Origin of the sequence: Streptomyces sp. NPDC050504 (assembly GCF_044458065.1) — a bacterium.
GTDB lineage: Bacteria > Actinomycetota > Actinomycetes > Streptomycetales > Streptomycetaceae > Streptomyces.
This window is the reverse complement of sequence record NZ_JBITHO010000008.1, coordinates 286,453-307,442: the sequence shown is the minus strand read 5'-3', so window position 1 is coordinate 307,442 and position 20,990 is coordinate 286,453. Positions and strand designations below refer to the sequence as shown.

18 protein-coding genes are annotated in these 20,990 nt (G+C 72.7%); 9 read left to right on the top strand and 9 right to left on the bottom strand.

All coding sequences use genetic code 11. The annotated features are described in order from the left end of the window. Positions 1-82 precede the first annotated feature (82 nt). A complete protein-coding gene (locus ACIBNE_RS29530) occupies positions 83-5,272 on the bottom strand; it encodes a caspase family protein (RefSeq protein WP_399276837.1) in 5,190 nt (1,729 codons plus the stop codon). 78 nt (positions 5,273-5,350) lie between these two features. Next, entirely contained in the window at positions 5,351-6,853 is a 1,503-nt protein-coding gene (locus ACIBNE_RS29525; RefSeq protein ID WP_399276835.1) for an MFS transporter, read from the bottom strand. Positions 6,854-7,020: 167 nt separating this feature from the next. Here ACIBNE_RS29525 and ACIBNE_RS29520 point away from each other — a divergent pair, with 167 nt between their 5' ends. Together ACIBNE_RS29520 and ACIBNE_RS29515 are read left to right on the top strand one after the other, a co-directional pair. Continuing rightward, the gene (locus tag ACIBNE_RS29520) at positions 7,021-7,743 is read left to right on the top strand and encodes a vWA domain-containing protein (RefSeq protein ID WP_399276833.1); all 723 of its coding nucleotides are present in this window, start codon (positions 7,021-7,023) and stop codon (positions 7,741-7,743) included. Next, positions 7,740-8,315 (top strand): HutD family protein, encoded by a 576-nt coding sequence (locus tag ACIBNE_RS29515; protein WP_399276831.1) that lies wholly within the window; start codon positions 7,740-7,742, stop codon positions 8,313-8,315. The genes ACIBNE_RS29520 and ACIBNE_RS29515 overlap by 4 nt, the downstream gene beginning before the upstream one ends. On the opposite strand, the gene ACIBNE_RS29510 is transcribed toward ACIBNE_RS29515, so the two are convergent. Together ACIBNE_RS29510 and ACIBNE_RS29505 are read right to left on the bottom strand one after the other, a co-directional pair. Then, entirely contained in the window at positions 8,296-8,721 is a 426-nt protein-coding gene (locus tag ACIBNE_RS29510) for a nitroreductase/quinone reductase family protein (RefSeq protein WP_399276829.1), read from the bottom strand. The genes ACIBNE_RS29515 and ACIBNE_RS29510 overlap by 20 nt on opposite strands. Beyond that, on the bottom strand, positions 8,718-9,662 hold the full coding sequence (locus ACIBNE_RS29505; RefSeq protein WP_399276827.1) for an aldo/keto reductase: 945 nt from the start codon (positions 9,660-9,662) through the stop codon (positions 8,718-8,720). The genes ACIBNE_RS29510 and ACIBNE_RS29505 overlap by 4 nt, the downstream gene beginning before the upstream one ends. 60 nt (positions 9,663-9,722) lie before the next feature. Between ACIBNE_RS29505 and ACIBNE_RS29500 the strand changes: the two genes are divergently transcribed. Then, a complete protein-coding gene (locus ACIBNE_RS29500; RefSeq protein WP_399276825.1) occupies positions 9,723-10,088 on the top strand; it encodes a MerR family transcriptional regulator in 366 nt (121 codons plus the stop codon). Positions 10,089-10,274: 186 nt separating this feature from the next. Here ACIBNE_RS29500 and ACIBNE_RS29495 read toward each other — a convergent pair whose 3' ends face one another. Then, on the bottom strand, positions 10,275-11,789 hold the full coding sequence (locus ACIBNE_RS29495; RefSeq protein ID WP_399276823.1) for an FAD-dependent monooxygenase: 1,515 nt from the start codon (positions 11,787-11,789) through the stop codon (positions 10,275-10,277). A gap of 102 nt (positions 11,790-11,891) precedes the next feature. Between ACIBNE_RS29495 and ACIBNE_RS29490 the strand changes: the two genes are divergently transcribed. Continuing rightward, positions 11,892-12,461: a TetR family transcriptional regulator gene (locus ACIBNE_RS29490; protein ID WP_399276821.1), complete on the top strand. Its 570-nt coding sequence runs from the start codon at positions 11,892-11,894 to the stop codon at positions 12,459-12,461. Here the strand turns inward: ACIBNE_RS29490 and ACIBNE_RS29485 are convergent. From ACIBNE_RS29485 to ACIBNE_RS29470, 4 genes are all read right to left on the bottom strand, one after another. Further along, the gene (locus tag ACIBNE_RS29485; RefSeq protein WP_399276819.1) at positions 12,437-13,099 is read right to left on the bottom strand and encodes a GNAT family N-acetyltransferase; all 663 of its coding nucleotides are present in this window, start codon (positions 13,097-13,099) and stop codon (positions 12,437-12,439) included. The genes ACIBNE_RS29490 and ACIBNE_RS29485 overlap by 25 nt on opposite strands. Before the next feature lie 3 nt (positions 13,100-13,102). After that, complete coding sequence (locus ACIBNE_RS29480) at positions 13,103-13,522, bottom strand: VOC family protein (RefSeq protein WP_399276817.1); 420 nt, start codon at positions 13,520-13,522, stop codon at positions 13,103-13,105. Positions 13,523-13,598: 76 nt separating this feature from the next. Beyond that, complete coding sequence (locus ACIBNE_RS29475; protein ID WP_399276815.1) at positions 13,599-14,633, bottom strand: acyl-CoA dehydrogenase family protein; 1,035 nt, start codon at positions 14,631-14,633, stop codon at positions 13,599-13,601. Between the two features lie 73 nt (positions 14,634-14,706). Beyond that, positions 14,707-15,852, bottom strand: a complete 1,146-nt coding sequence (locus ACIBNE_RS29470; protein ID WP_399276813.1) for an acyl-CoA dehydrogenase family protein — start codon at positions 15,850-15,852, stop codon at positions 14,707-14,709. A 99-nt stretch (positions 15,853-15,951) separates the two neighbouring features. Between ACIBNE_RS29470 and ACIBNE_RS29465 the strand changes: the two genes are divergently transcribed. From ACIBNE_RS29465 to ACIBNE_RS29445, 5 genes are all read left to right on the top strand, one after another. Beyond that, positions 15,952-16,737, top strand: a complete 786-nt coding sequence (locus ACIBNE_RS29465; protein ID WP_399276811.1) for an SDR family oxidoreductase — start codon at positions 15,952-15,954, stop codon at positions 16,735-16,737. 15 nt (positions 16,738-16,752) lie between these two features. Beyond that, on the top strand, positions 16,753-17,364 hold the full coding sequence (locus tag ACIBNE_RS29460) for a TetR/AcrR family transcriptional regulator (RefSeq protein ID WP_399276809.1): 612 nt from the start codon (positions 16,753-16,755) through the stop codon (positions 17,362-17,364). A gap of 22 nt (positions 17,365-17,386) precedes the next feature. After that, positions 17,387-18,544: an acetyl-CoA C-acetyltransferase gene (locus tag ACIBNE_RS29455; protein WP_399276807.1), complete on the top strand. Its 1,158-nt coding sequence runs from the start codon at positions 17,387-17,389 to the stop codon at positions 18,542-18,544. Positions 18,545-18,786: 242 nt separating this feature from the next. Further along, a complete protein-coding gene (locus tag ACIBNE_RS29450) occupies positions 18,787-18,990 on the top strand; it encodes a cold-shock protein (RefSeq protein ID WP_399276805.1) in 204 nt (67 codons plus the stop codon). A 94-nt stretch (positions 18,991-19,084) separates the two neighbouring features. After that, positions 19,085-20,758 (top strand): DEAD/DEAH box helicase, encoded by a 1,674-nt coding sequence (locus tag ACIBNE_RS29445; protein ID WP_399276803.1) that lies wholly within the window; start codon positions 19,085-19,087, stop codon positions 20,756-20,758. Positions 20,759-20,990 lie beyond the last annotated feature (232 nt).

Sequence of the window (20,990 nt, the reverse complement as noted above, 5' to 3'; positions counted from 1 at the left end):
TCATGGGCGGCGCCGCGTCGCTTTTTGTCTGCCTACTCCTGCGTGCCTGCCTGCTTCTGTCCGCCTGCTTCTGTCCGCCGCGTCACGACGCGGGAGGGGTCTTCGGCGGCGCGAGGTCGAAGAGGCGGGCCCAGCGGGTCAGGCGCTCGTGGACCTCCCGGGGCGTCAGGTCGGTCTCCTCGGAGCGGAGCAGGACGTCGTCCGGGGTGAGCGTGCCGTGGAGCGCGGGGGCGCGGCCGGTCAGCTGCTCGGTGAGGATGACGACGTCGCGCCAGTCGGGGGCGTACGCGGCCTCTTCGGGAGTGGGCTCGCGGACGGCGACGGCGAGCCCGAGGTGACGGAAGGGCGCGTAGCGCTCGTACGCCTGGCCGATCGTCCAGCTGAAGCGGCCCGCGACGAGCACGAGTTCAAGGGGGCCGAGTGTGCCGGGGCCCAGAAGGCCCGCGTCGAACGCGGCGAGGTCGAAGCGGGTGGGGCGCAGGAAGAGGAGGGGCTCGGCGCCCGGGGCGGTGAGGTCGCCGGGCGGGGGCGGGGCGCCCAGGAGGACGTACTCGGCCAGCCGGGTGTGTGCGGTACCCAGGGTGCGGCGGTCCAGGTAGGCGCACCGCAGGACGTCGGCGATGCTCACGCACCGGAAGCGTCGCCTTCCGTCGTGGGGTACTTCGGTGATGGCGTGGACCTCCGCGGTGGTGGGCTCCAGGTGGCCCGCTCCCCAGGGGACTTCCGCGATGTCCAGGGGAAGGGTGGGCCGTTCCTCCGCCAGCTTGCCGACGAACTCTTCCAGGGAGGAATTGTTGGTGCTCGCTTGGGCGAGCAGGGCGGGCAGGGAGAGGTGGAGAGATCCGTCGGTGATCGTCGCGGCCTCTTCGGCGAGGAAGTAGGCATCGATGGGACTGGCACTGAGCGCGACGGCCTGCTCCGTTACGGCTGACAGGGGCAACGGTGTCTCGACTGCCAGCAGACCACAGGCAATGAGCATCTGTGCGTGGTGCTCCATCTCTTCCACCTGGGGCGTCTGCCCGTACCAGTTCACGTAGCAAGCGAACTGCCAAGGTGTGAGGGGAGTGGGGTCCTGTTCTTCGACGAAGGGGGTGCCGAGCCAATGGGGCGGTGTCCAGGTGTGTGCGTCGGAGGGGACGGCGGGGCCGGACAGTCCGGTTTTCGCCCGCGACTTCTCGATCTGCTCCAGGACGTCGCCGACCGTGGCATTGAGATCCGCGGCGGCCCGCAGCACATCCGTCAGGAGCAGGTCTCGGGTGCGCCACGACGGTTGGCCGTCGGACCTGACGGAGAACAGACGCCTCTCGTTGGGCGTCAAACCCTCGTACGCGCTCTGCTCGTCGCCCGGCTCGGGGCAGAGGGAGAACCCCAGCGGGGCCAGCTGGCGAATCCGACTCACCAATTGCCGCTCCGACAGGAGCGGACCTGTCCGGCTGAGCCGGTCCACCCGGCACAGGGCACCCGCGTTCCATGCGCCGGACGTTCTCCTGGCGAGGAATTCGGCTTCAGCGGTGGTGAAGCTCTGAGCCATGAGCTCTTCGTCCAGGCGCGGCGCCGCCGGCAGGGCCGCATCGATGGCGAGGAGACGGTCCAGTTGCTGCGCCGCCTCGCCCAGAGTGATGTCGTGCACGGCGGAGGTCCACACCAATGGCGCGTGTACGGCCGGCGGCTGCGGATCATCGACCAGAGGCGATCCGGCCACCTCCGTATACCCCTGGTAGAGGTGGGTCATGACCGGTGTGGGACGTACGGTGCGCAGGGACCTGGGGTCGTCGGCAGCGGGGACATGGAGCCCGGCGATGGCGTGTCTGCGCAGCGCACGTACGGCGTCGGCCAGCGGGACCGAGGCGAGAGCAGCCGTTTGCAAGGCGCTTCCCCAGTCTTCCCGGGGAAGGCCGGAGTGGAAGAGCAGTGCGTCGATGGCGCTCGGTGCGGCGTAGCTCGCCGGGACGAACGGCTCGTCCTTCGCGAAGGCCAGGCCGAGGCGAGACCGTTGCCACGCCCTCAGCAGGCCGTCCTCGTGCTCCCTGCCCGGACGGTGCAACGGCGGGCTGTCCCTTTCTGACTCGGACTGATCGAAGGGCAGGCACCCCACCAGGGCCAGGGGCATGCGCTTGTGCAGCAGCCGGCGGCTCAGCTCTCCCGACTGCAACACCGCCACGACGTCGGGCCTCAGCGCGCTCAGCAGCGCGACCACGAGCCGGGGTTCTCGCTTCGCCAGCACCCAGAGGTGCGACAGCTGCACCTCTGGCCAGCCCTTCGCCGCCTCCGGAACGGCGTCGAGCAGCTCCGCCAGCGCCAGGCCCTCGTCGTAGGACAGCATCTGGTTGCGGTCCACGCTCGGCACCGGCCGGTGCCGAGCCCGTAGGTTCACCACCCGCCCGTACGGCTTCTCCGCGTGGCCCACCACCACACCGTCCAGCAGGACCCGCCCCTCCCCCTGGACCAGCCAGGCGTCGCCGCCCGCCGGGAGGGGGCCGCCGTCCCAGGAGGCGGACGCCGTCAGCTCGCCAGGTTCCCAGGCGGCCGCGCGCACCACGCGCTCCGGGGCGTCCTGCGCGCACTCCGTCGCCGTCACCCGGTGATCGCTCACCCAGAGCGTCGACCGCAACGTCTCCACCAGCGAGGGAAGCTCCCCGTCGTCCGTCGACAGGTACAGCCGCACCCGCGTGCCGCCCCCCGGCGGGGCCTTCTCCGTGTGGCGGACCTGGACCAGGCCGGAGCCCGCCTGGATCTCGGCCCGTACGCCCCGGTCGCCCACCGGGATGCCGAGGAGGTTCACCGGGCGGGTCCACACGACGACCTCGTCGGCGAGCATGAAGTAGCTGAACACCCCGATGCCGAAACGGCTGTTGAGGTCCAGGTCCGCCAGGCCCGCCCGCCGCCAGTTCCTACGCTCCTGCACGAAGTCCGGGTCCTGTTCGTACCGCCTGCCCGCGCGCGCGAACATCGAGACGAGCTTCTCGCGCGACATGCCGGTGCCGTTGTCCTGGCACTCGATGTACGGGCGGCCTTCGTCCCAGCCCTGGGTGAACGAGATGTGCGCCCGCCAGTCCGCGTCGGGCGTGCCGCGCCGCTGGGCGTAGCCCACGCGCATGGTCCGGTGGCGGCAGGCGTCCAGCGCGTTCTGGTACAGCTCGCGCACCGCCAGCATGCGGTCGCCGTACAGCTGGGTGCCCATCAGGAGCGGGCGGATCTCGTCCTCGGAGAGCTGGAAGCGCTCCAACGGCTGCTGGTACGCGTCGTCCAGCGCGTACAGGTGCTCGGCGGTGACGCGGTCGGGGAGTCCGCGCAGCAAGGGGGCGGTGTCGCCCCGGGCCGAGGACAACGTGTCGTTGACCCTGGCGACCAGCCCTTCGACGGCGAAGTGCAGTGCGGGGTGCGGGCAGGGGAAGTGCACGGAGAGCGCGTACGGGCCGCCCTTGCCGTCCTTGGTGCCCTTGCCGTTCTTGGTGCCTTGGCCGTTCTTGGTGCTCGCACCCTCCCCGCTGCTCGCGTCCTCCCTGCCGTCCTTGTCGACCGGCTCCAGGTGGAAGCCCGCCGCGAGGGCCGCCACCGTCTCGCGCGGGCGCAGCGCGGAGTGCGCGCCCAGGTGGTCCACGACCACGCCGGACAGCAGGCGCGGATCGACGGCCAGCAGCCCCGCCGTCCACAGGAGCTGGGCCAGCTCCCGGCCGCGCCACTGGTTCCCCGGCCCCGGAGGGCGGGTGCTCCAGCCGTCCGTGTGGTCCGACTCGTTGATCCGGGGGCTCGCGGCGGGGCGTACGGTCAGGTGGCCCGCGACCTGGCGGATCTGGTGCTTGATCCGGTCTGGCGCGGGAGAGGGGGCGGGCGCGAGGGCGGGCGCGGACTCCTCCTGCCCCGGGAGCGTGAACGCGGCGGTGATCGCGTCCGCCGCCGTACGAATCAGCCCGTCGATCGACCGGTACGCGTCGTTGCGCTCCCAGGGGCGGTCCCAGCCGGCGATGAACCGGTGGCGCAGCCACAGCTCTGCGGCGTGCGCGGCCTCGTGGAGTCCCCGCCGACGCAGGGTGTCCAGGGTGCGCTGGGTCTGCGAATGGGCCCTGCGCACGTCGTCCGCCGCGCCGCGCACCTGCCTCAGGTGTTCGGGGAGGGCGTCGGTCGATGTCGATGCGGAGACCGTGTGCAGTTCGTTGAGGACGAGGACCACGACCGCCTCGTGCAGCAGGGGAGCCGCGAGCAGCACCGCGGTCTCCGCGGGGGAGAGCCGCTGCCTGCCGTCCAGCCCGGCCCTTTCCACCAGTAGGGCGAGGCGGTCCATCACGCGTTCCGGATGGCCGGGATCGTCCCAGGGGTCGTCGTGGTGGGTGCCTCGGCCCGCGCGCTGGGCGGCGACCCGGCGGGCCAGCTCCACGAGGCGGTCCTTGACCCGCTCGTGGGTCGCTTCGTCGCCCGACGTGTGGCGCCAGAGACCGGATTCGGTCACCGCCGTGCTCCAGCGCCGGGTCTCCTGCGAACCCCGGCACAGCTTCAGCTCGGCGGCGGCCGCGCGGTGGGCGGGAGCGAGGGCCCAGTCCAGGTCGGGCGGCGGGTGGGGGAGGTCGGCCGAGAGGCGGCGCAGCGCGGCGCGGGTGTGTTCGACGATCGCGTCGAAGGTGGTGGGCGGGGAGGTGGGGGCGATCGCCTCGGCGAGGGCCTGGCCGAAGTGGCTGCCGTCCGTGCGGTGGGCGTGGGCGGCCTGCCCCGGGCTCGACGCGAAGAGCCAGAAGATCCGCTCCTTGTCGGAGACCTCGAAGCGCACGGGGCGGCCGGGCGGCGAACCCTCCTCGTCCGTACGGCACATGTCGAGGCAGACCGTGACGGTCACCCCGGGCCGCAGCCCCGTGAGCAGGGTGCCCGGATCGGCGGGCACGAGGCTGTCCGCGAGCAGTTCCCTGGTGCCGTCGGCGGCGAGGTCCCCCGGCTGGGCGTCGGCGGGGACGAGGAAGTCCCGGTCGCCCAGGCGCACCCCGTGGCAGGAGAGGTAGACGAAGGCGGTGTCGCCGGGCGCGCACGATCGGAAGAAGCCGCGCAGCCGCCGCAGCAGTACGTTCCGCAGGAGTTCCCCGTCCTCCGGGTCGGGCGCGGTCACCTCGTACCCGGACTGGGTCAGCGCCGTGCTGACGCGCCGCACGTCGCGCTCGACGAAACCGAGCCCGGGGTACCGCTCGTCGAGATCGGGGTCGCGGCGCAGGAAGCGGGTCTCGGACACGCCCATGACCAGGGCCCGTCGGAACGCCTCCCATGACCCCTGTGTGTTCTCTGCTCCCATGGAACCTTCGAACCCCCTTGTCCGAACCGCCTCCCACATCTTCACAGAGACGACTGACATCGGGGCCCGGAACGCCCGTCACACCCGTGCGGGGGACTCGGTGGGGACGGGCTCGGTGGGGCGGGACTCGGTGGCGACGGGCTCGGCGGGGCCGGGCTCGGTGGCCGGTGCGGGCCGCGCGTCCCGCACCGGCCGCAGCAGGTGCCGTACGAGGAGCGCCGCCAGGGTCAGGACGGCCGCCGCCGTCCAGGCGACCCACTCCCACGCCCCGGTGAACGGGCCCGCCAGGTCCGGGCGTTGCCCCGCGGTGACCGTCGCTGCCACGGCCTCGTCGTGCACGTCCAGGGCGACCAGGCCGGTGAGGGCCGCGCCCACGCCCGCCAGGACCAGGGCCCCCGCCCCGCCGCGCGCGGTGTTCAGCAGGCCCGACGCGAGGCCGACGCGCTCCTGCTCGACCAGGCTCATCGCCTGGGCGTCGATCTGGCCGAGGCCGAGGCCGTTCGCGCTGCCGATGAGGACCAGGGGCAGGGCGAGCGAGAGGGCGCTCGCGCCCGGGGCGAGCGCCAGGGCCAGCCACGCGTTGCCGGCCGCCGACAGGAGCAGTGCCGTGACCAGCAGGCGGCGCGGCGCGAAGCCGTGGTTCACCAGCCAGCCGCCGACGGAGGGGAAGGCGAAGATCGGCGCGGTCGCCGCCAGCAGGATCAGCCCCGCCTGCTGGGCACCGAACCCGGCACCGCCCTGGAGGTAGGTCGGGAAGAAGACCAGCACCCCGGTCGCGCCCGACGAAACGGCCATGGCGCCGAGCACCCACCCCATGAAACGCCTGTTTCGGATCAGCGAGAAGTCCAGCACGGGGTGGTCGCTGCGGCGTTCCACCGCCACGAACAGGGCGAGCACCACGAGTCCGGCCAGCGACGGGACGAGCGACGCCTGTGTCACTCCGTACATCAGCAGCGCGAGGCCGGTGACGAAGGTGACGACGCCGGGCCGGTCGACCTTCGGGCGCTCGGCCGCCCGGGAGTCGGGAGCCAGGAAGGACGCGGCGAAGACCAGCGTGGCGGTGGTGCCGAAGACGAGGAACGTCGCGCGCCACCCGAAGCCGCTCACCAGCCAGCCCGAGAGCGTGGGGCCCGCCGCCATGCCGATCCCGGCGACCGTGCCGACGGCGGCGAACACCCTTGTGCGGGACGGGCCTTGGAAGACGCTGGCGAGCAGGGAACCGCCGCCCGCCATGACCCCGGCGGCGCCGATCCCGGTGAGCGTTCTGGCCGCGTCCAGGACCAGGATGTTCTGCGCGCCCGCCGCCGCGTAGGTGCCCAGGGCGTAGACGCCGGCCCCGGTCGCGTACACCTTCCTGCGGCCGAACATGTCGCCGAGCGAGCCCGCGACCAGCATCACCGACGAGGCGGTGAGGACGTAACCGGTGACGACCCATTGGAGCGGGGTGCCGGACGCGTCGAGGTCGCGGCCTATCTCGGGCAGCGCGAGTGCGGTGCCGGTCATCCCCATGGGGAAGGTGAGATAGCCGATGAGTACGACGAGGAGGGTGATCGCGGGGCGGGAGAGGCGTGGTGTGGTCATGTGCGCCAGGCTCCTACCTCAAGTTTGGTCGAGGTCAAGGGGTGTTGGCGCTGTGTTCGGCGAGGCCTCTGGTCCGGCCTCCGGTGTGGCCTTTCGCGTTGACCCCCGTGGCGTAATCTCGACAGTCACTCGCCGTTCGTCGTACCACCTGTGGATCGGGGTCAGCCATGGCGGCCGCCATCAGCCTGCGCAAGGTCGAGGAGACCGCGCCCGCACTCGTCAGCCTCTACAAGAGCGCGGGTGCCAGCCTGCACAGGCACGGGCTCGGCGAGGAGCGCGCCGCCGTGTACCTGGTGCTCGACTACTCGGGCTCCATGCGCGAGTACTACCGGGACGGCGTCGTGCAGGACTTCGCCGACCGGGTGCTTGGCCTGTCGGCCAACCTCGACGACGACGGGCGGGTGCCGGTCGTCTTCTTCTCCACGGACGTGGACGCGGTCACCGACATCACCCTGGAGAACCACGGGGGCCGGGTGGCGGAGATCGTCGCGGGCCTCGGCCACATGGGCAGGACCAGCTACCACCTGGCGATGGACGCGGTCATCGACCACTACCTGGACAGCGGTTCGACCGCGCCCGCGCTCGTCGTCTTCCAGACGGACGGCGGGCCGATCAGCAAGCCCGCTGCCGAGCGCTATCTGTGCAAGGCCGCGCGGCTGCCGCTGTTCTGGCAGTTCGTGGGCTTCGGCAACAAGCGCAGCACGCAGTTCGACTTCCTGCGCAAGCTCGACGAACTCGCGGTGCCACGGCACCGCGTCGTGGACAACGCCGGTTTCTTCCACGCCGGACTCGATCCGCGCAAGATCTCCGACGACGAGCTGTACGACCGGCTGGTCGCGGAGTTCCCGACGTGGCTGCGGGCGGCGCGGGCTCAGGGGATCGTGCGATGACCGCCGAGCGCGTACGGGTGTTGAGGGCCGCGGACCGCGTGGCCGTGCCGTGGAAGAACGGCGGCGGGGTGACCCGCGAGATCGCCTGCTTCCCCGAGGGCGCGGGCACGGACGACTTCCGCTGGCGGGTGAGCCTCGCTGACGTCGCGGCGGACGGGCCGTTCTCCGCGTTCGACGGGGTGGACCGGATCCTGACTGTCGTGGAGGGCGCGGGGATGGACCTCTCGGTGGGCGGTCAACAGGTGTTGGCCGACGAGAGGTTCGCCCCACACGCCTTCCGCGGCGACGTGCCGACCGAAGGGCGCCTGCTGGACGGTCCGGTGGTCAACCTGAACGTGATGCACCGCAGGGACAGCGGCCACACGGCGGCCCTCGTCTCGGTCGTACGGGGCGGCCTGCCGATCGTCGTCCCCTCCGCGAGTTCCGTACTGGTCGTCGCCCTGACCGGCGAGGCCCGCCTGCCGAGCGAGGGCGTGACCCTCGGCCCGCTCGACGCCGCGCTCGTCACCGACTGGCCCGGTGTCCTGACGACCGACGGACACGCGGCGGTCATCACGATCCGGCACGTGTGAGCGCCACCAGCGGCACCCGGCGCCCCGCCCCCTCGGCCCGCTCCCGGAACTGCGCGAACTTCGGCTCCACCGCGATCTGCCGCCGCCACAGCTCCTCGTACTCCACGGGATCGGCCACCTCCACCGGCCTGGCGCGGTAGGTCTCGGTGCCCACCTCGACCGTGAGGTCGCCGGGGTGGGCGACCAGGTTGTGGTACCAGGCGGGCGACGCGGGGTCGCCGCCGTTCAGGGCGAACACCACCTCGGTGTCGCCGTGCGCCAGGCGCACCAGCGGGGTGGTGCGGGGCAGCCCCGAGCGGGCGCCCCTGGTGGTCAGGAGCAGCAGGTCGGTGCCCTCGAAGGGGTCGCCCACGGTGCCGCCGGACGCGCGGAACTCCGCGATGACACGCTCGTTGAAGGCGCTCATGCCCGGTTCTCCCCTTCGGTGTTCGCCCCGCGGGCGCTCTCCGCGTCGATGCGCGCGAACTGCTCGGCGGTCAGGGAGACGTGCAGCGCCTCCAGGTTCTCCTTGAGGTGGAGCTCGGAGGACGTGCCGGGGATCGGCACGATGTTGGGTGCGCGGTGCAGCAGCCAGGCGAGTGCCGTCTGGGACGGGGTGGCCCCGATCTCCTCGGCCACGGCGGCGAGCGGGCTGTCGGGCCCCGCGTGCCCGCCCATCGCGATGGGGAAGAACGGCACGAAGGCGATGCCGCGTTCCGCGGTGTGGTCAACAACCGTTTCGTGGTCGCGGGACGCGAGGTTGTAGAGGTTCTGCACGGCGGCGATCGGTGCGACTTCCCCGGCCGCGTCCAACTGCTCGACGGACAGCTCGGATATGCCGATGTGGCGGACCTTGCCCTCCTCCTGGAGCTGCTTCAGAGCGCCGATCTGATCGGCCAACGGGTACTCGGGGTCGATGCGGTGCAGGTAGAGCAGGTCGATGCGCTCGGCCCGCAGCCTGCGCAGGCTCAGCTCGGCCTGCTGGCGGAGGTAGGCGGGGTGACCGAGCGGCACCCACTCGGTGGGCGAGGGGCGCACCACCCCGACCTTGGTCGCGATGCTGACGCGGTCGCGGTAGGGGGCGAGTGCTTCCGCGAGCAGCTCCTCGTTGGTGCCCAGCGCGTAGGCGTCGGCGGTGTCGAAGAGGTCCACGCCGCTCTCCGCCGCCGTACGCAGCAGGGCGATCGCCCGGTCCCGGTCGGTGGGTGCGGTCCAGATGGGGGCGCCGCCGCCGGAACGCTCACCGGGGGCACCGGCCAGGCGCATCGCGCCGTATCCGATGCGGTGGACGGGCAGGTCGCCGCCGATGGAGAAAATGGGGGAGCGGTTGCTGGCGCTGTTGCTGCCGCCGCTGTTGTTGTTCGTCATGAGGGGAACGCTAGGAGCTCACACCGGTGTGAGCTTCAAGGGTCTGTGAGGGGGATCACGTTGAAGATCGGTGAGCTGTCGAGAGTGAGCGGGGTCAGCGTCCGGCTGCTGCGCTACTACGAGGAGCAGGGACTGCTGGACGCCGAGCGCACGGCCGGGGGGCAACGCGTGTACGGCGAGGACGCGCCGCACGTCGTGCGCAGGATCAGGGCGTTCCTCGAAGCGGGCCTGCCGACGCGGGTGATCCGCGAGGTGCTGGACTGCGTCTGCGGCAGCGAACAGGAGGTCGAACCCTGCCTGAGCGGAATGCTCGTGGAGCGTCTGACGGAGATCGAAGAACGCATCGCGGAACTCCAGGGAACGCGGGCGTCACTGGCGTCTCTGGTGGCGAAGACGGAGGGGCGGGGACTGGCCGCGGTGGCGTAGAGGGGGCGGGTTCGTGGTCGATGGCGCGGCTCCGCCGCGTGGGCGCGAGCACCGGGTGTCCCTTCGGGGGCGCGGGGAACTGCGCGAGCGGGCCGTCACCGGCCCGCAGGCGATCGCCGAGCGCGGGCGGGCTCGCCACCCCCGCCCGCCCGTCCCGGGGCGCGGCCACCCCCCTACGCCCTCCGCTCACCCGGCCACGTACCCGTCCGGGCGGACCAGCAGGGTGTCCTGCCGCCCGCTGGCCCAGTGCGCCAGAACCGTCCGCCCGTCGCTCCCTGTGCCGACGGTGCCCGTCCTGGTGTTCTCCGTTCCGTCGCTCCCCGTGCCGGCGGTCGCCCGAGGGACGATGCGTACGTACGCGCCCGCGCGCAGCACCTCGTACAACCGCCCCTCCACCAACCGGACGTCCGGCACGCGCGTGCCGATGCGGCTCCCGCGCGGTCCGTATGCGTAACCGATCGCGGTGACCTGCCCCAGCGCCCGGCGCCGCACCGGGCGCACGCCACCGACGACCCGCGCCAGCACCGCACGCAGGACGCGCTGCGAAAGCGTCCCCGCCATGGCGAGCCGGACGATCGCACCGCTGCTGCGCAGCACCGCGCGCCCGACGGGCCACCGCTCCGCCTCGTACGTGTCGAGCAGTGCCTCGGGCGCCTCGCCCCTGAGTACCGCCGCGAGCTTCCAGCCGAGGTTCGCGGCGTCCTGAAGCCCGGTGTTCATGCCCTGCCCGCCTGCGGGGGAGTGGGTGTGCGCGGCGTCCCCCGCGAGCAGGACCCGGCCCACCCGGTACGCGGGGACCTGCCGCTCGTCGCTGTGGAAGCGCGAGATCCACCGCACGTCGTACATCCCGAAGTCCGTGCCGAACGCGCGCCGCGCGATCGCGCGCAACTCGTCGAGCTCCACGGGCTCCGCGTCGGAGACCTCGCCGCGCGAACGGTCCCACCCGCCGATGCGCCAGTAGCCGTCGCCGAACGGGATGACGAAGCCGAAGGCGTTGCCCACGCCGTTGACGGTCACCGTGCTCCGCGGTTCCTCGGCGAGCCGTACGTCCGCCAGGACGATCGACCTGATGACGGACCGGCCGGGGAACGGCAGGCCGAGCGCTTCACGGACCGTGCTGCGCGTGCCGTCCGCGCCCACCGCGTAGGCGGCGCGCAGCACGGCCGTGCCGCCGTCCTCTGTACGGACCCGGACGGTCACGCCCTCCCGGCCCGGCTCGCCGTTCTGCCCGCCGCTCCGCCCGGTGCCCTGCTCACCGGCTCGCTCACCGCCCTGCTCCACGTCGGTGACCAGCGCGCCGTGCAGGAACCGCACGCCGTGCTCCTCGGCGCGGCGCAGCAGCAGCCGCTCCACCTCGTACTGCGGAGTGATCAGCATGTACGGGAAGCGGGAGGGCAGCTCGGACAGGTCGAGCGCGAGCGACCCGAAGAGCCGCAGTTCGGTGACGGCCCTGCCGGTCTTCACGAGTTCGTCCGCGAGCCCCCGGGCGTCCAGTTGCTCCAGGGTCCTGGCGTGCACGCCGAACGCGCGGCTGAGGTTGCTGATCCCGGCGGGCCGTTTCTCGACGACGGTGACGGCGACTCCCGCCGCCGCGAGGTCTCCCGCGAGCAGCAGCCCGGTCGGGCCGGAACCGACCACGACGACGGACGTGTCGTAGGTGTTGTCGAGGGGCGCGTCGTGCATGGCGGATGAGCTGTTCATGGCGAACTCCCGGATCGTCAACGCTTGTTGGTAAACGTAGAACCGGGTTCGAGATGATGTCAACGCTTGTTGGCCAACGATTGTTGGTCTACGGTTGTTGGCATGACTGAAACGCAGACGCCCCGGCGCTCCGAAACCACCCGTGCGGCCATCCTCGCCGCGGCCCGCGAGCGCTTCGCCGCCGACGGCTACGAGCGGGCCACCATCAGAGCCATCGCCAGGGACGCGGCCATCGACCCTTCGATGGTGATGCGCTACTTCGGCAACAAGGAGGGCCTGTTCGCGGCGGCCTGCGAGTTCGACCTGAGGCTCCCCGACCTGACCGACGTCCCGAGGCAGGACATCGGCCGCACCCTCGTGCTGCACTTCCTCGACCGCTGGGAGCAGGACGACGTCCTCGTCGCCCTGCTCAGGACCGGTGTCACCAACCCGGTGGGTGCCGAGCGGATGCAGGAGGTCCTCAAGAAGCAGCTCTTCGTGCTGGCCGCCCGGGTCTGCCCCTACCCCACCCAGGCGCCCGTCCGCACCGCCCTGGTCGCCTCGCAGATCCTGGGCATGGCGCTCTCCCGCTTCGTGCTGCGCTTCCCCGTCGCCGTCGAGATGGACCGCGAACAGATCGCGGACTGGCTCGGCCCCACGGTGCAGCGCTATCTGACCGCCGAACGCCCCTGAGCGTCCCGTTCGGCGGCGTCCCAGTCGATCGCGTAGAACCGCATCCCGCCGTCCCGGGCGACCAGCCGCATGCCGACCGACAGCATCACCCGCTGGGAGGCGATGTTGTCGTCGTCGGTGTCGCCCTTCACGGCGGTGATGCCGCGCTCCCGCGCGAAGCGCAGCAACTCGCGCAGTGCCTCCGTCGCGTAGCCGCGGCCGCGCGCGGACGGCACCAGGCCGTAGCCGACGGTCACGGTCAGATCGGCGTCGGGCGGCCGGTTGAAGCCGAGGCTCCCGATCGTCAGACCGTCGTCGCGGCGCCGGATCTCGTAGTCCCCGAACGGCCGCGGATCGCCGGTGCTGGCACAGCGGTTGAGGAAGTCGGCGGCCGACTCCATGTCGCCGTCGGTCGGATAGCCGGGAGCCCAAAGGTCGTTGGCACCAGGCTCGCCCGCGACCACCCGCTCGGCCAGCGCGATGCCCATCGGGTGGAGCACCAGCCGCTCGGTGGCCAGATCGGCGTGCGTCGCGTCGCCCGGGTGCCCCGGGTGCCCCGGGTGCCCCGGGAGCTGCGGGAGCTGCGGGAGCTGCGGGAGCGGCGGCAGCGGAGGGCGCGAGGACTCGGGGGTGGGCCGGGGGCCCGGGGGTCTGCCCATGCCTCAGCCCCGCACCAGGCAGAAGGGGTGCCCCGCCGGATCCGCGTAGACCCGCCAGCCGCGTTCCCCTCCGCCGCCCTGGCCGTCCCCGTCCGCTGCCTCGCTCCCGTCGTCCAGCAGCCGTGCGCCGATGTCCAGCACCGCCCGGTGCGCCGTGTCGAGGTCCCGGACGGTGAGGTCCAGATGGAACTGCTGGGGCAGCTCGGGGTCGGGCCAGTCGGGGGCGCGGAAGTCGGCCGCCCGCTGGAAGGGCAGCACGGTGCCCGACGAGTCGGATCCCGAGTGGAGCGTCACCCAGTCGTCGTCCGTCGACCAGCGGGGATCGGGCTTGTTGACCGTGCCGCCCAGCAGGCGCCGGTAGAAGTCGGCCAGTTCGAGGGGATCGGGGCAGTCGAGTGCCACGCATTCGAGTTCGGCGATCATGGGTGGGACGATACGGATGCCGCGGATCTCCCATCAATCAGGACACGGGGTGTCCGGACGGCGGCCGGCGTCGGCGTCAGACGGCGAGCACGCGCGCGCGGCACTGCGACGGGGTTCCCCAGGCGTCGCGCAGCGGCCGCGCCTTGCGCAGCCACAGGGAGAGGTCCAGCTCCTCGGTGTAGCCGACGGCGCCGTGCAGTTGCAGCGCGGTCCGGGCCGCCGCGTACGCCGCCTCGCCCGCCGCGACCTTGGCCGCCGCGATGTCGGCGGGACGCAGGGACAGTGCCGCGCCGAACAGCAGCGGCCGGGCGAACTCCAGCGCGAGCAGGGTGTCCGCGAGGCGGTGCTTGACCGCCTGGAAGGACCCGATGGCAGTGCCGAACTGGGTGCGCTGCTTGACGTATCCGACGGTACGGCTCAGCAGCGTCTCGCCCACCCCGAGCGACTGTGCGGCGGTGACGAGCCGGGCGACGTCCACGGCGTGCGCGGCGGCCTCGGCGACGTGCGGCCCCGCCGCCAGGAGCTCACCCCCTTCAGCGGGCGCGGCGTGCCGCCGCGCGGGATCGGCGCAGGACCGTACGGGGCCGTGGGCGGGGGCCGCGTACAGTGCGCCGCCCGCCACGACCAGCGTCAGGTCGGCGCTGTCGGCGTCCAGCGCTAGGGGCACCGCTGTGAGGGGTGCCGCCGTGAGGGGCGCCGCCGTGAGGGGCGCCGCGCCTTCCAGCGGTCCGTGCTCCAGCACCGCGAGCGTCACGGACAGTTCGCCGGACGCCATGCCGGGCAGCAGCCGCTTGGCGAGGTCCGCGTCCCCCGTGCGGGCCACGAGGGCGGCGGCCGCCACGGTCTCGACCACCGGACCCGGTACGGCGTGCCGCCCCAACTCCACGAAGGCCACCACCAGTTCCACGGGCAGCAGCCCCGTGCCACCGTGCGTTTCGGGGACGGCGAGCGCGAAGACACCGGCGTCGGCGACCCGGGCGAGCAGCGCGCGGCCCGCCGACGGATCGCCCGCCGCCCAGGAGCGCACGGCGGCCGGGGTGCCGGCCGCGGCCAGCATCGCGTCGAGCGAGCGCGCGAAGGCGTGCTGTTCGTCGGTGAGCGGGAACTTCACGGCAGTGCCCTCCGTCGGTGCGGGGAAGCGGGCGGTGAGGGGGTGCGGGTGGTGAGAGGGACGCGGGCGGCGGTCAACGGCCGCGGGGGAGCCCCAGCAGGCGCTCGGCGATGATGTCGCGCTGGATCTCGTTCGTCCCCGCGTAGATCGGACCCGCGAGCGAGAAGACGTATCCCTCCGCCCACTCCGCCGCCGCGCCGTCCGTCAACACGCCCTCCGGGCCCAGCAGTTCCAGGGCCGTCTCGTGCAGTGCGATGTCGTACTCCGACCAGAAGACCTTGTTGAGGCTCGACTCGGCGCCGATCGTCCCGCCCGCCGCGAAGCGCGCGGCGCCGGCGCGGGTGAACAGTTGGTACGCGCGAGCGCCGATCACCGCGTCCGCCACCCTGTCCCGCAGCCCCCGGTCCTCACCCGTTTCGCGCCACAGCCGCACGAGCCGGTCGGCGGCGGCGAGGAAGCGGCCGGGGGAGCGAAGGGTGAGCCCGCGCTCGTTGCCCGTGGTCGACATGGCGATCCGCCAGCCCTGCCCCGGCTCCCCGATCACGTCCGCGTCCGGCACGAAGACCTCGTCCAGGAAGAGCTCGGCGAAGGCGGGCTTGCCGTCGAGCCTGCCGATGGGGCGGACGGTCACTCCGGGCGCGGCGAGGTCGAACATCAGATACGTCAGCCCCCGGTGCGGCCGGTCCGCGTCCGGGTCGGAGCGGAAGATCCCGAAGGCGCGGTCGGCGAAGGCGGCCCGTGACGACCAGGTCTTCTGCCCCGTCAGCAGCCAGCCGCCGTCCGTCCGCACCGCCCGCGAGGTCAACGACGCGAGGTCCGAGCCCGCCTCGGGCTCCGACCACGCCTGGGCCCAGATCACCTCACCGCTCGCCATCGAGGGCAGCACGCGGGCGCGCTGCTCATCGGTCCCGTGGTCGAAGAGGGTGGGCGCGAGGAGGCTGATGCCGTTCTGCGAGACCCGGCCGGGCGCGCCAGCCGCGTAGTACTCCTCCTCGAAGGCCAGCCACTCGAAGATGCCGACGCCCCGGCCGCCGTACCGCTCGGGCCAGGAGACGGCCGCCCAGCGGTCCGCGTGCAGCCGCGCCTCCCACTCCCGGTGCGCGGCGAAGCCAACGGCCGTTTCGAGGGAGGGCAGCGGAGCGGAGGGGACGTTGGCCGCCAGCCAGGCGCGCGCCTCGGCCCGGAAGGCGTTCTCCTCGTCGGTATGCGTCAGGTCCATCGCGCGCGTCCGCCTCCTCCCCCGCAGGTTCCCTAACAAGTGTTTGGTAGGTTAACGTACGCCCACGAACGGCGTCGAGAAGCCGGAAGGGGTACGGACGTGGGGGAAGCACCCGCATACGTCCCGGGGCACGGCCTGCTCAAGGGCCGCACCGCGGTCGTCACCGCCGCGGCCGGAACCGGCATCGGCGGGGCGGTCGCGCGCAGGTTCCTGGAGGAGGGCGCCCGGGTCCTGGTCAGCGATGCCCACGCCCGTAGGCTCGGCGAGAGCGCCGCCGCGCTGGCCGCGGAGTTCGGCGCCGACGCGGTGGCCGCGCTGCCGTGCGACGTCACCGACGAGGAACAGGTGCGGGCGCTCTTCGACACGGCCGTCCGGGAGCACGGCGGGCTCGACGTCGTCGTCAACAACGCGGGCCTCGGCGGCACCTCGACGCTCGTCGACATGACCGACGAGCAGTGGGCCAGAGTGCTGGACGTGACGCTCGGCGGCACCTTCCGGTGCACCAGGGCCGCGCTGCGGCTCTTCAAGGACGCGGGCACGGGCGGCGTCGTCGTCAACAACGCCTCCGTCGTGGGCTGGCGCGCCCAGGCCGGCCAGGCCCACTACGCCGCGGCCAAGGCCGGGGTCATGGCCCTCACCCGGTGCGCGGCGGTCGAGGCCGCCGCGTTCGGCGTACGGGTCAACGCCGTCGCGCCCAGCCTCGCCATGCACCCGCACCTGGTGAAGGTCACCACGCCCGAACTGCTGGCCGAGCTCACCGAGCGCGAGGCGTTCGGCCGCTGGGCCGAGCCTTGGGAAGTCGCCAACACCGTCGTCTTCCTGGCGAGCGACTACTCCTCCTACATGACCGGCGAAGTCGTATCGGTCAGCGGCCAACATGCGTAGGCGCAGAATGGCGAGGTGCCTACCAAGAAGAACAGCCAGGTGACGGGCGTGCCCGAGCGCCGGCGCGAACTCCTCGACACGGCGGCCGAGGTGTTCGCCGCACAGGGCTACAACGCCACCACCGTCCGCAAGATCGCCGACGCCGCCGGAATGCTCGCGGGCAGCCTCTACTACCACTTCGACTCCAAGGAGTCGATGCTCGACGAGATCCTCTCGACCTTCCTCACCGAGCTGTGGGACGGCTACGACGCCGTGCTCGCCGCCGGACTCGGCCCCAGGGAGACCATCGAAGCGCTCGTCACCGAGTCCTTCCGGGAGATCGACCGGCACCGCGCCGCCGTCGCGATCTACCAGAAGGAGGCCCGCCACCTGTCCGTACAGCCGCGCTTCCAGTACCTCGCCGACTCGCAGGAGAAGTTCGAGAAGGCGTGGCTCGGGACGCTGGAACGGGGCGTCGCGGCCGAGGTCTTCCGCGCGGACCTGGACGTCAGACTGACCTACCGCTTCGTGCGCGACACGGTGTGGGTCGCCGCGTCCTGGTACCGGCCGGGCGGACAGCACAGCCCGGACGAGATCGCCCGCCAGTACCTGTCGATGGTCCTGGACGGCATCGCCGTACGCACCTGAACCCACCCACGGAGGGACCGCCATGCCCGAGGCATACGTCGTCGAAGCGGTGCGCACCCCGGTCGGCAGGCGCGGGGGCGGCCTCGGCGCCGTCCACCCCGCCGACCTCGGCGCACACGTCCTCACCGCCCTGGTCGAGCGCGCCGGCCTCGACCCCGCGGCCGTCGACGACGTGGTCTTCGGCTGTCTGGACGCCGTGGGCCCGCAGGCCGGTGACATCGCGCGTACGGCATGGCTGGCCGCCGGCCTTCCCGAAGAGGTGCCCGGCGTGACCGTCGACCGGCAGTGCGGCTCCTCCCAGCAGGCCGTGCACTTCGCGGCCCAGGCCGTCCTGTCCGGCACCCAGGACCTGGTGGTCGCGGGCGGCACCCAGAACATGACCATGATCCCGATCGCCTTCGCCTCGCGGCAGGCCGCCGAACCCCTCGGACTCGTCGAAGGGCCGTTCGCGGGCAGCGCGGGCTGGCGCGCACGGTACGGCGCCGCGCCGGTGAACCAGTTCCACGGCGCCCAGCTGATCGCCGAGAAGTGGGGCATCTCGCGCGAGGACATGGAACGCTTCGCCCTCCGCTCCCACCGGCGTGCCGTCCGCGCGCTCGACGAGGGCCGCTTCGCGCGCGAGACGGTGCCGTACGGCACCGTGCGCGTCGACGAGGGCCCGCGCCGAGACACCGACCTGGCCAAGATGGCCGCCCTCAAGCCGGTGGTGGAGGGCGGCACGATCACGGCGGCCTGCTCCTCGCAGGTCTCCGACGGCGCTGCGGCGATGCTCCTCGCGTCCGAGCGGGCCGTGCGCGACCACGGCCTCACGCCCCGCGCCCGCATCCACCACCTGTCCGTACGGGGCGAGGATCCCGTACGGATGCTGTCGGCGCCGATCCCCGCGACCGCGCACGCCCTCAAGAAGACCGGCATGTCCATCGACGACATCGACCTGGTCGAGATCAACGAGGCGTTCGCACCCGTCGTCCTCGCCTGGCTGAAGGAGACCGGCGCGGACCCGGAGCGGGTCAACGTCAACGGCGGCGCCATCGCGCTGGGCCACCCGCTGGGGGCCACCGGCGTGCGGCTCATGACCACGCTGCTGCACGAGCTGGAACGCACCGGGGGCAGGTACGGCCTGCAGACCATGTGCGAGGGCGGCGGCCAGGCCAACGTCACCGTCGTCGAGCGCCTCTGAAACGGCCGTGGGCACGTGTGAGCGGTACGACACACGCTGATCTACCATGCGCTCTCGGAGCGTGCGTGGTAGGCTGGACGAGTTGCAGTTTTGGTACCCATAGACTTTATGTGCGCCTGACGGAATGCTTCGTCAGGCGCATTATTTGTTTCCGGAATTCTCCGGTGTGGGGCTCAATGCGGCGACTGAGGAATTCACGAGGTGTGAATTTCCGGCACTGCCCCAAGTTTTAGGAGAATGACATGGCCACCGGTACCGTGAAGTGGTTCAACTCGGAAAAGGGCTTCGGCTTCATCGAGCAGGACGGCGGCGGCGCCGACGTCTTCGCCCACTACTCCAACATCGCGACCTCCGGCTTCCGTGAGCTGCACGAGGGCCAGAAGGTCACCTTCGACGTCACGCAGGGCCAGAAGGGCCCGCAGGCGGAGAACATCCTCCCCGCCTAATTCGGCGACGAGGACGCGTTAGCTCGCAGAGCCGGGGCCCGCACCGCACAGGTGCGGGTCCCGGCTTGTGCTGTCCCCAGGAGGGCAAACCCGTATGACCCGCTCCGAACGCCAGGACCGGCCTGTTCGCAACCGCCCGCCCCGAGGGCGCGGCACGGCCCCGGGCAAGACCCGCACCGGCGCCGGTTCCGGTGCCGGAAAGGCCACGGGCCGCCGAAAGGCCGCACCGCCGCAGGGTGATTTCACGCTGCCGGAATCCATCACCCCCGCACTGCCCGCAGTCGAGTCGTTCGCCGAGCTCGACATGGACGAGGCGCTGCTGAAGACGCTCGCCGAGCAGGGCGTCACCGCGCCCTTCCCGATCCAGGCCGCGACCCTGCCGAACTCCCTCGCGGGCCGCGACATCCTCGGCCGCGGTCGTACGGGATCGGGCAAGACCCTCGCCTTCGGGCTCGCGCTCCTCGCCAGGACGGCGGGACGGCGCGCCGAACCCAAGGCGCCGCTCGCGCTCGTCCTCGTCCCCACGCGCGAACTGGCGCAGCAGGTGCACGACGCGCTCGCGCCGTACGCGGGTGCGCTGCGGCTGCGCGTCGCGACGGCCGTCGGCGGGCTGTCCATCACCAAGCAGGCCGGTTCGCTGCGGCGCGGCGTGGAAGTCCTCGTCGCCACCCCGGGGCGGCTCAAGGACCTCATAGAGCGCGGCGACTGCTCCCTGGAGCAGGTTTCCATCACGGTCCTCGACGAGGCCGACCAGATGACCGACATGGGCTTCATGCCGCAGGTCGTGGCGCTGCTGAAGCAGGTGGAGCCGGACGGTCAACGCATGTTGTTCTCCGCGACGCTGGACAAGAACATCGACCGGTTGGTGCGGATGTTCCTCCAGGACGCGGTCGTCCACTCCGTCGACCCGTCGGCGGGCGCCGTGACGACGATGGAGCACCACGTGCTGTACGTGGCGGACGAGACCGACAAGAAGGCCGTCGCCACCCGGATCGCCGCGCGCGACGGGCGGGTCATCCTCTTCGTCGACACCAAGCGTGCCGCCGACCGCTTCGCCAAGCGGCTGCTGTCCAGCGGGGTGCGGGCCGCGGCGCTGCACGGCGGCCGGTCGCAGCCGCAGCGCAACCGCACGCTGGACCAGTTCAAGAACGGGCAGGTCACCGCACTCGTCGCGACGAACGTCGCGGCGCGCGGCATCCACGTCGACGACCTCGACCTCGTCGTGAACGTCGACCCGCCCATGGACCACAAGGACTACCTGCACCGCGGCGGGCGCACCGCCCGTGCCGGTGAGTCCGGCAGCGTGGTCACCCTCGTGCTCCCCGAGGAGAAGCGGGAGATGACCCGGCTGATGAGCGACGCGGGCATCTCGCCGCGCGCCGTGCGGATCAAGTCGAGCGACGAGGAACTGGCGACGCTCACGGGCGCGCGGGAGCCGTCCGGCGTGGCGGTCGTCATAGAGGCTCCGCCCGCGCCGACCCCGCCCTCCAAGCGCCCCGAGTCCTCGGGCCGCCGCAGGCGCGGCCGCGGGTCGCGGGGCGGCAACGGAGGCGGCGGGACCGGCACGGGTACGTCGGCCGGTTCGCGCGGTGCCGGTTCGTCGGCAGGTTCGCGTGGCACGGGTTCGTCGGCGGGTTCGCGCGGCGCCGGTGCTTCGGCCGGTTCGCGCGGTTCCGGTGCGGCGCGCGGCACTGGTGCCTCGGGCGGCGGTGCGCGGTCCGGCGCACGTCGGTCCGGCGGCGGTGGCGGGCGCAGGGCTGCGGCGTAGCCGACAGCACCCCACTCCCGCGGGGGGGGGGGGGGGGGGCGCGGCCGGGGCGGGGCCCCCCGCCCGGGGGGGGGGCCCCCCCCGCGGGGGGGGGCCCCCGCCCCGCCCCCCCCCCCCCCCCCCCCCCCCCCCCCGGGCGGGGCGGGGGGGGGGGGGGGGGGGGGGGGGGGGGGGGGGGGGGGGCCCCCCCCCCCCCCCCCCCGCGGGGGGGGGCCCGCGCCCCGGTGCGGGG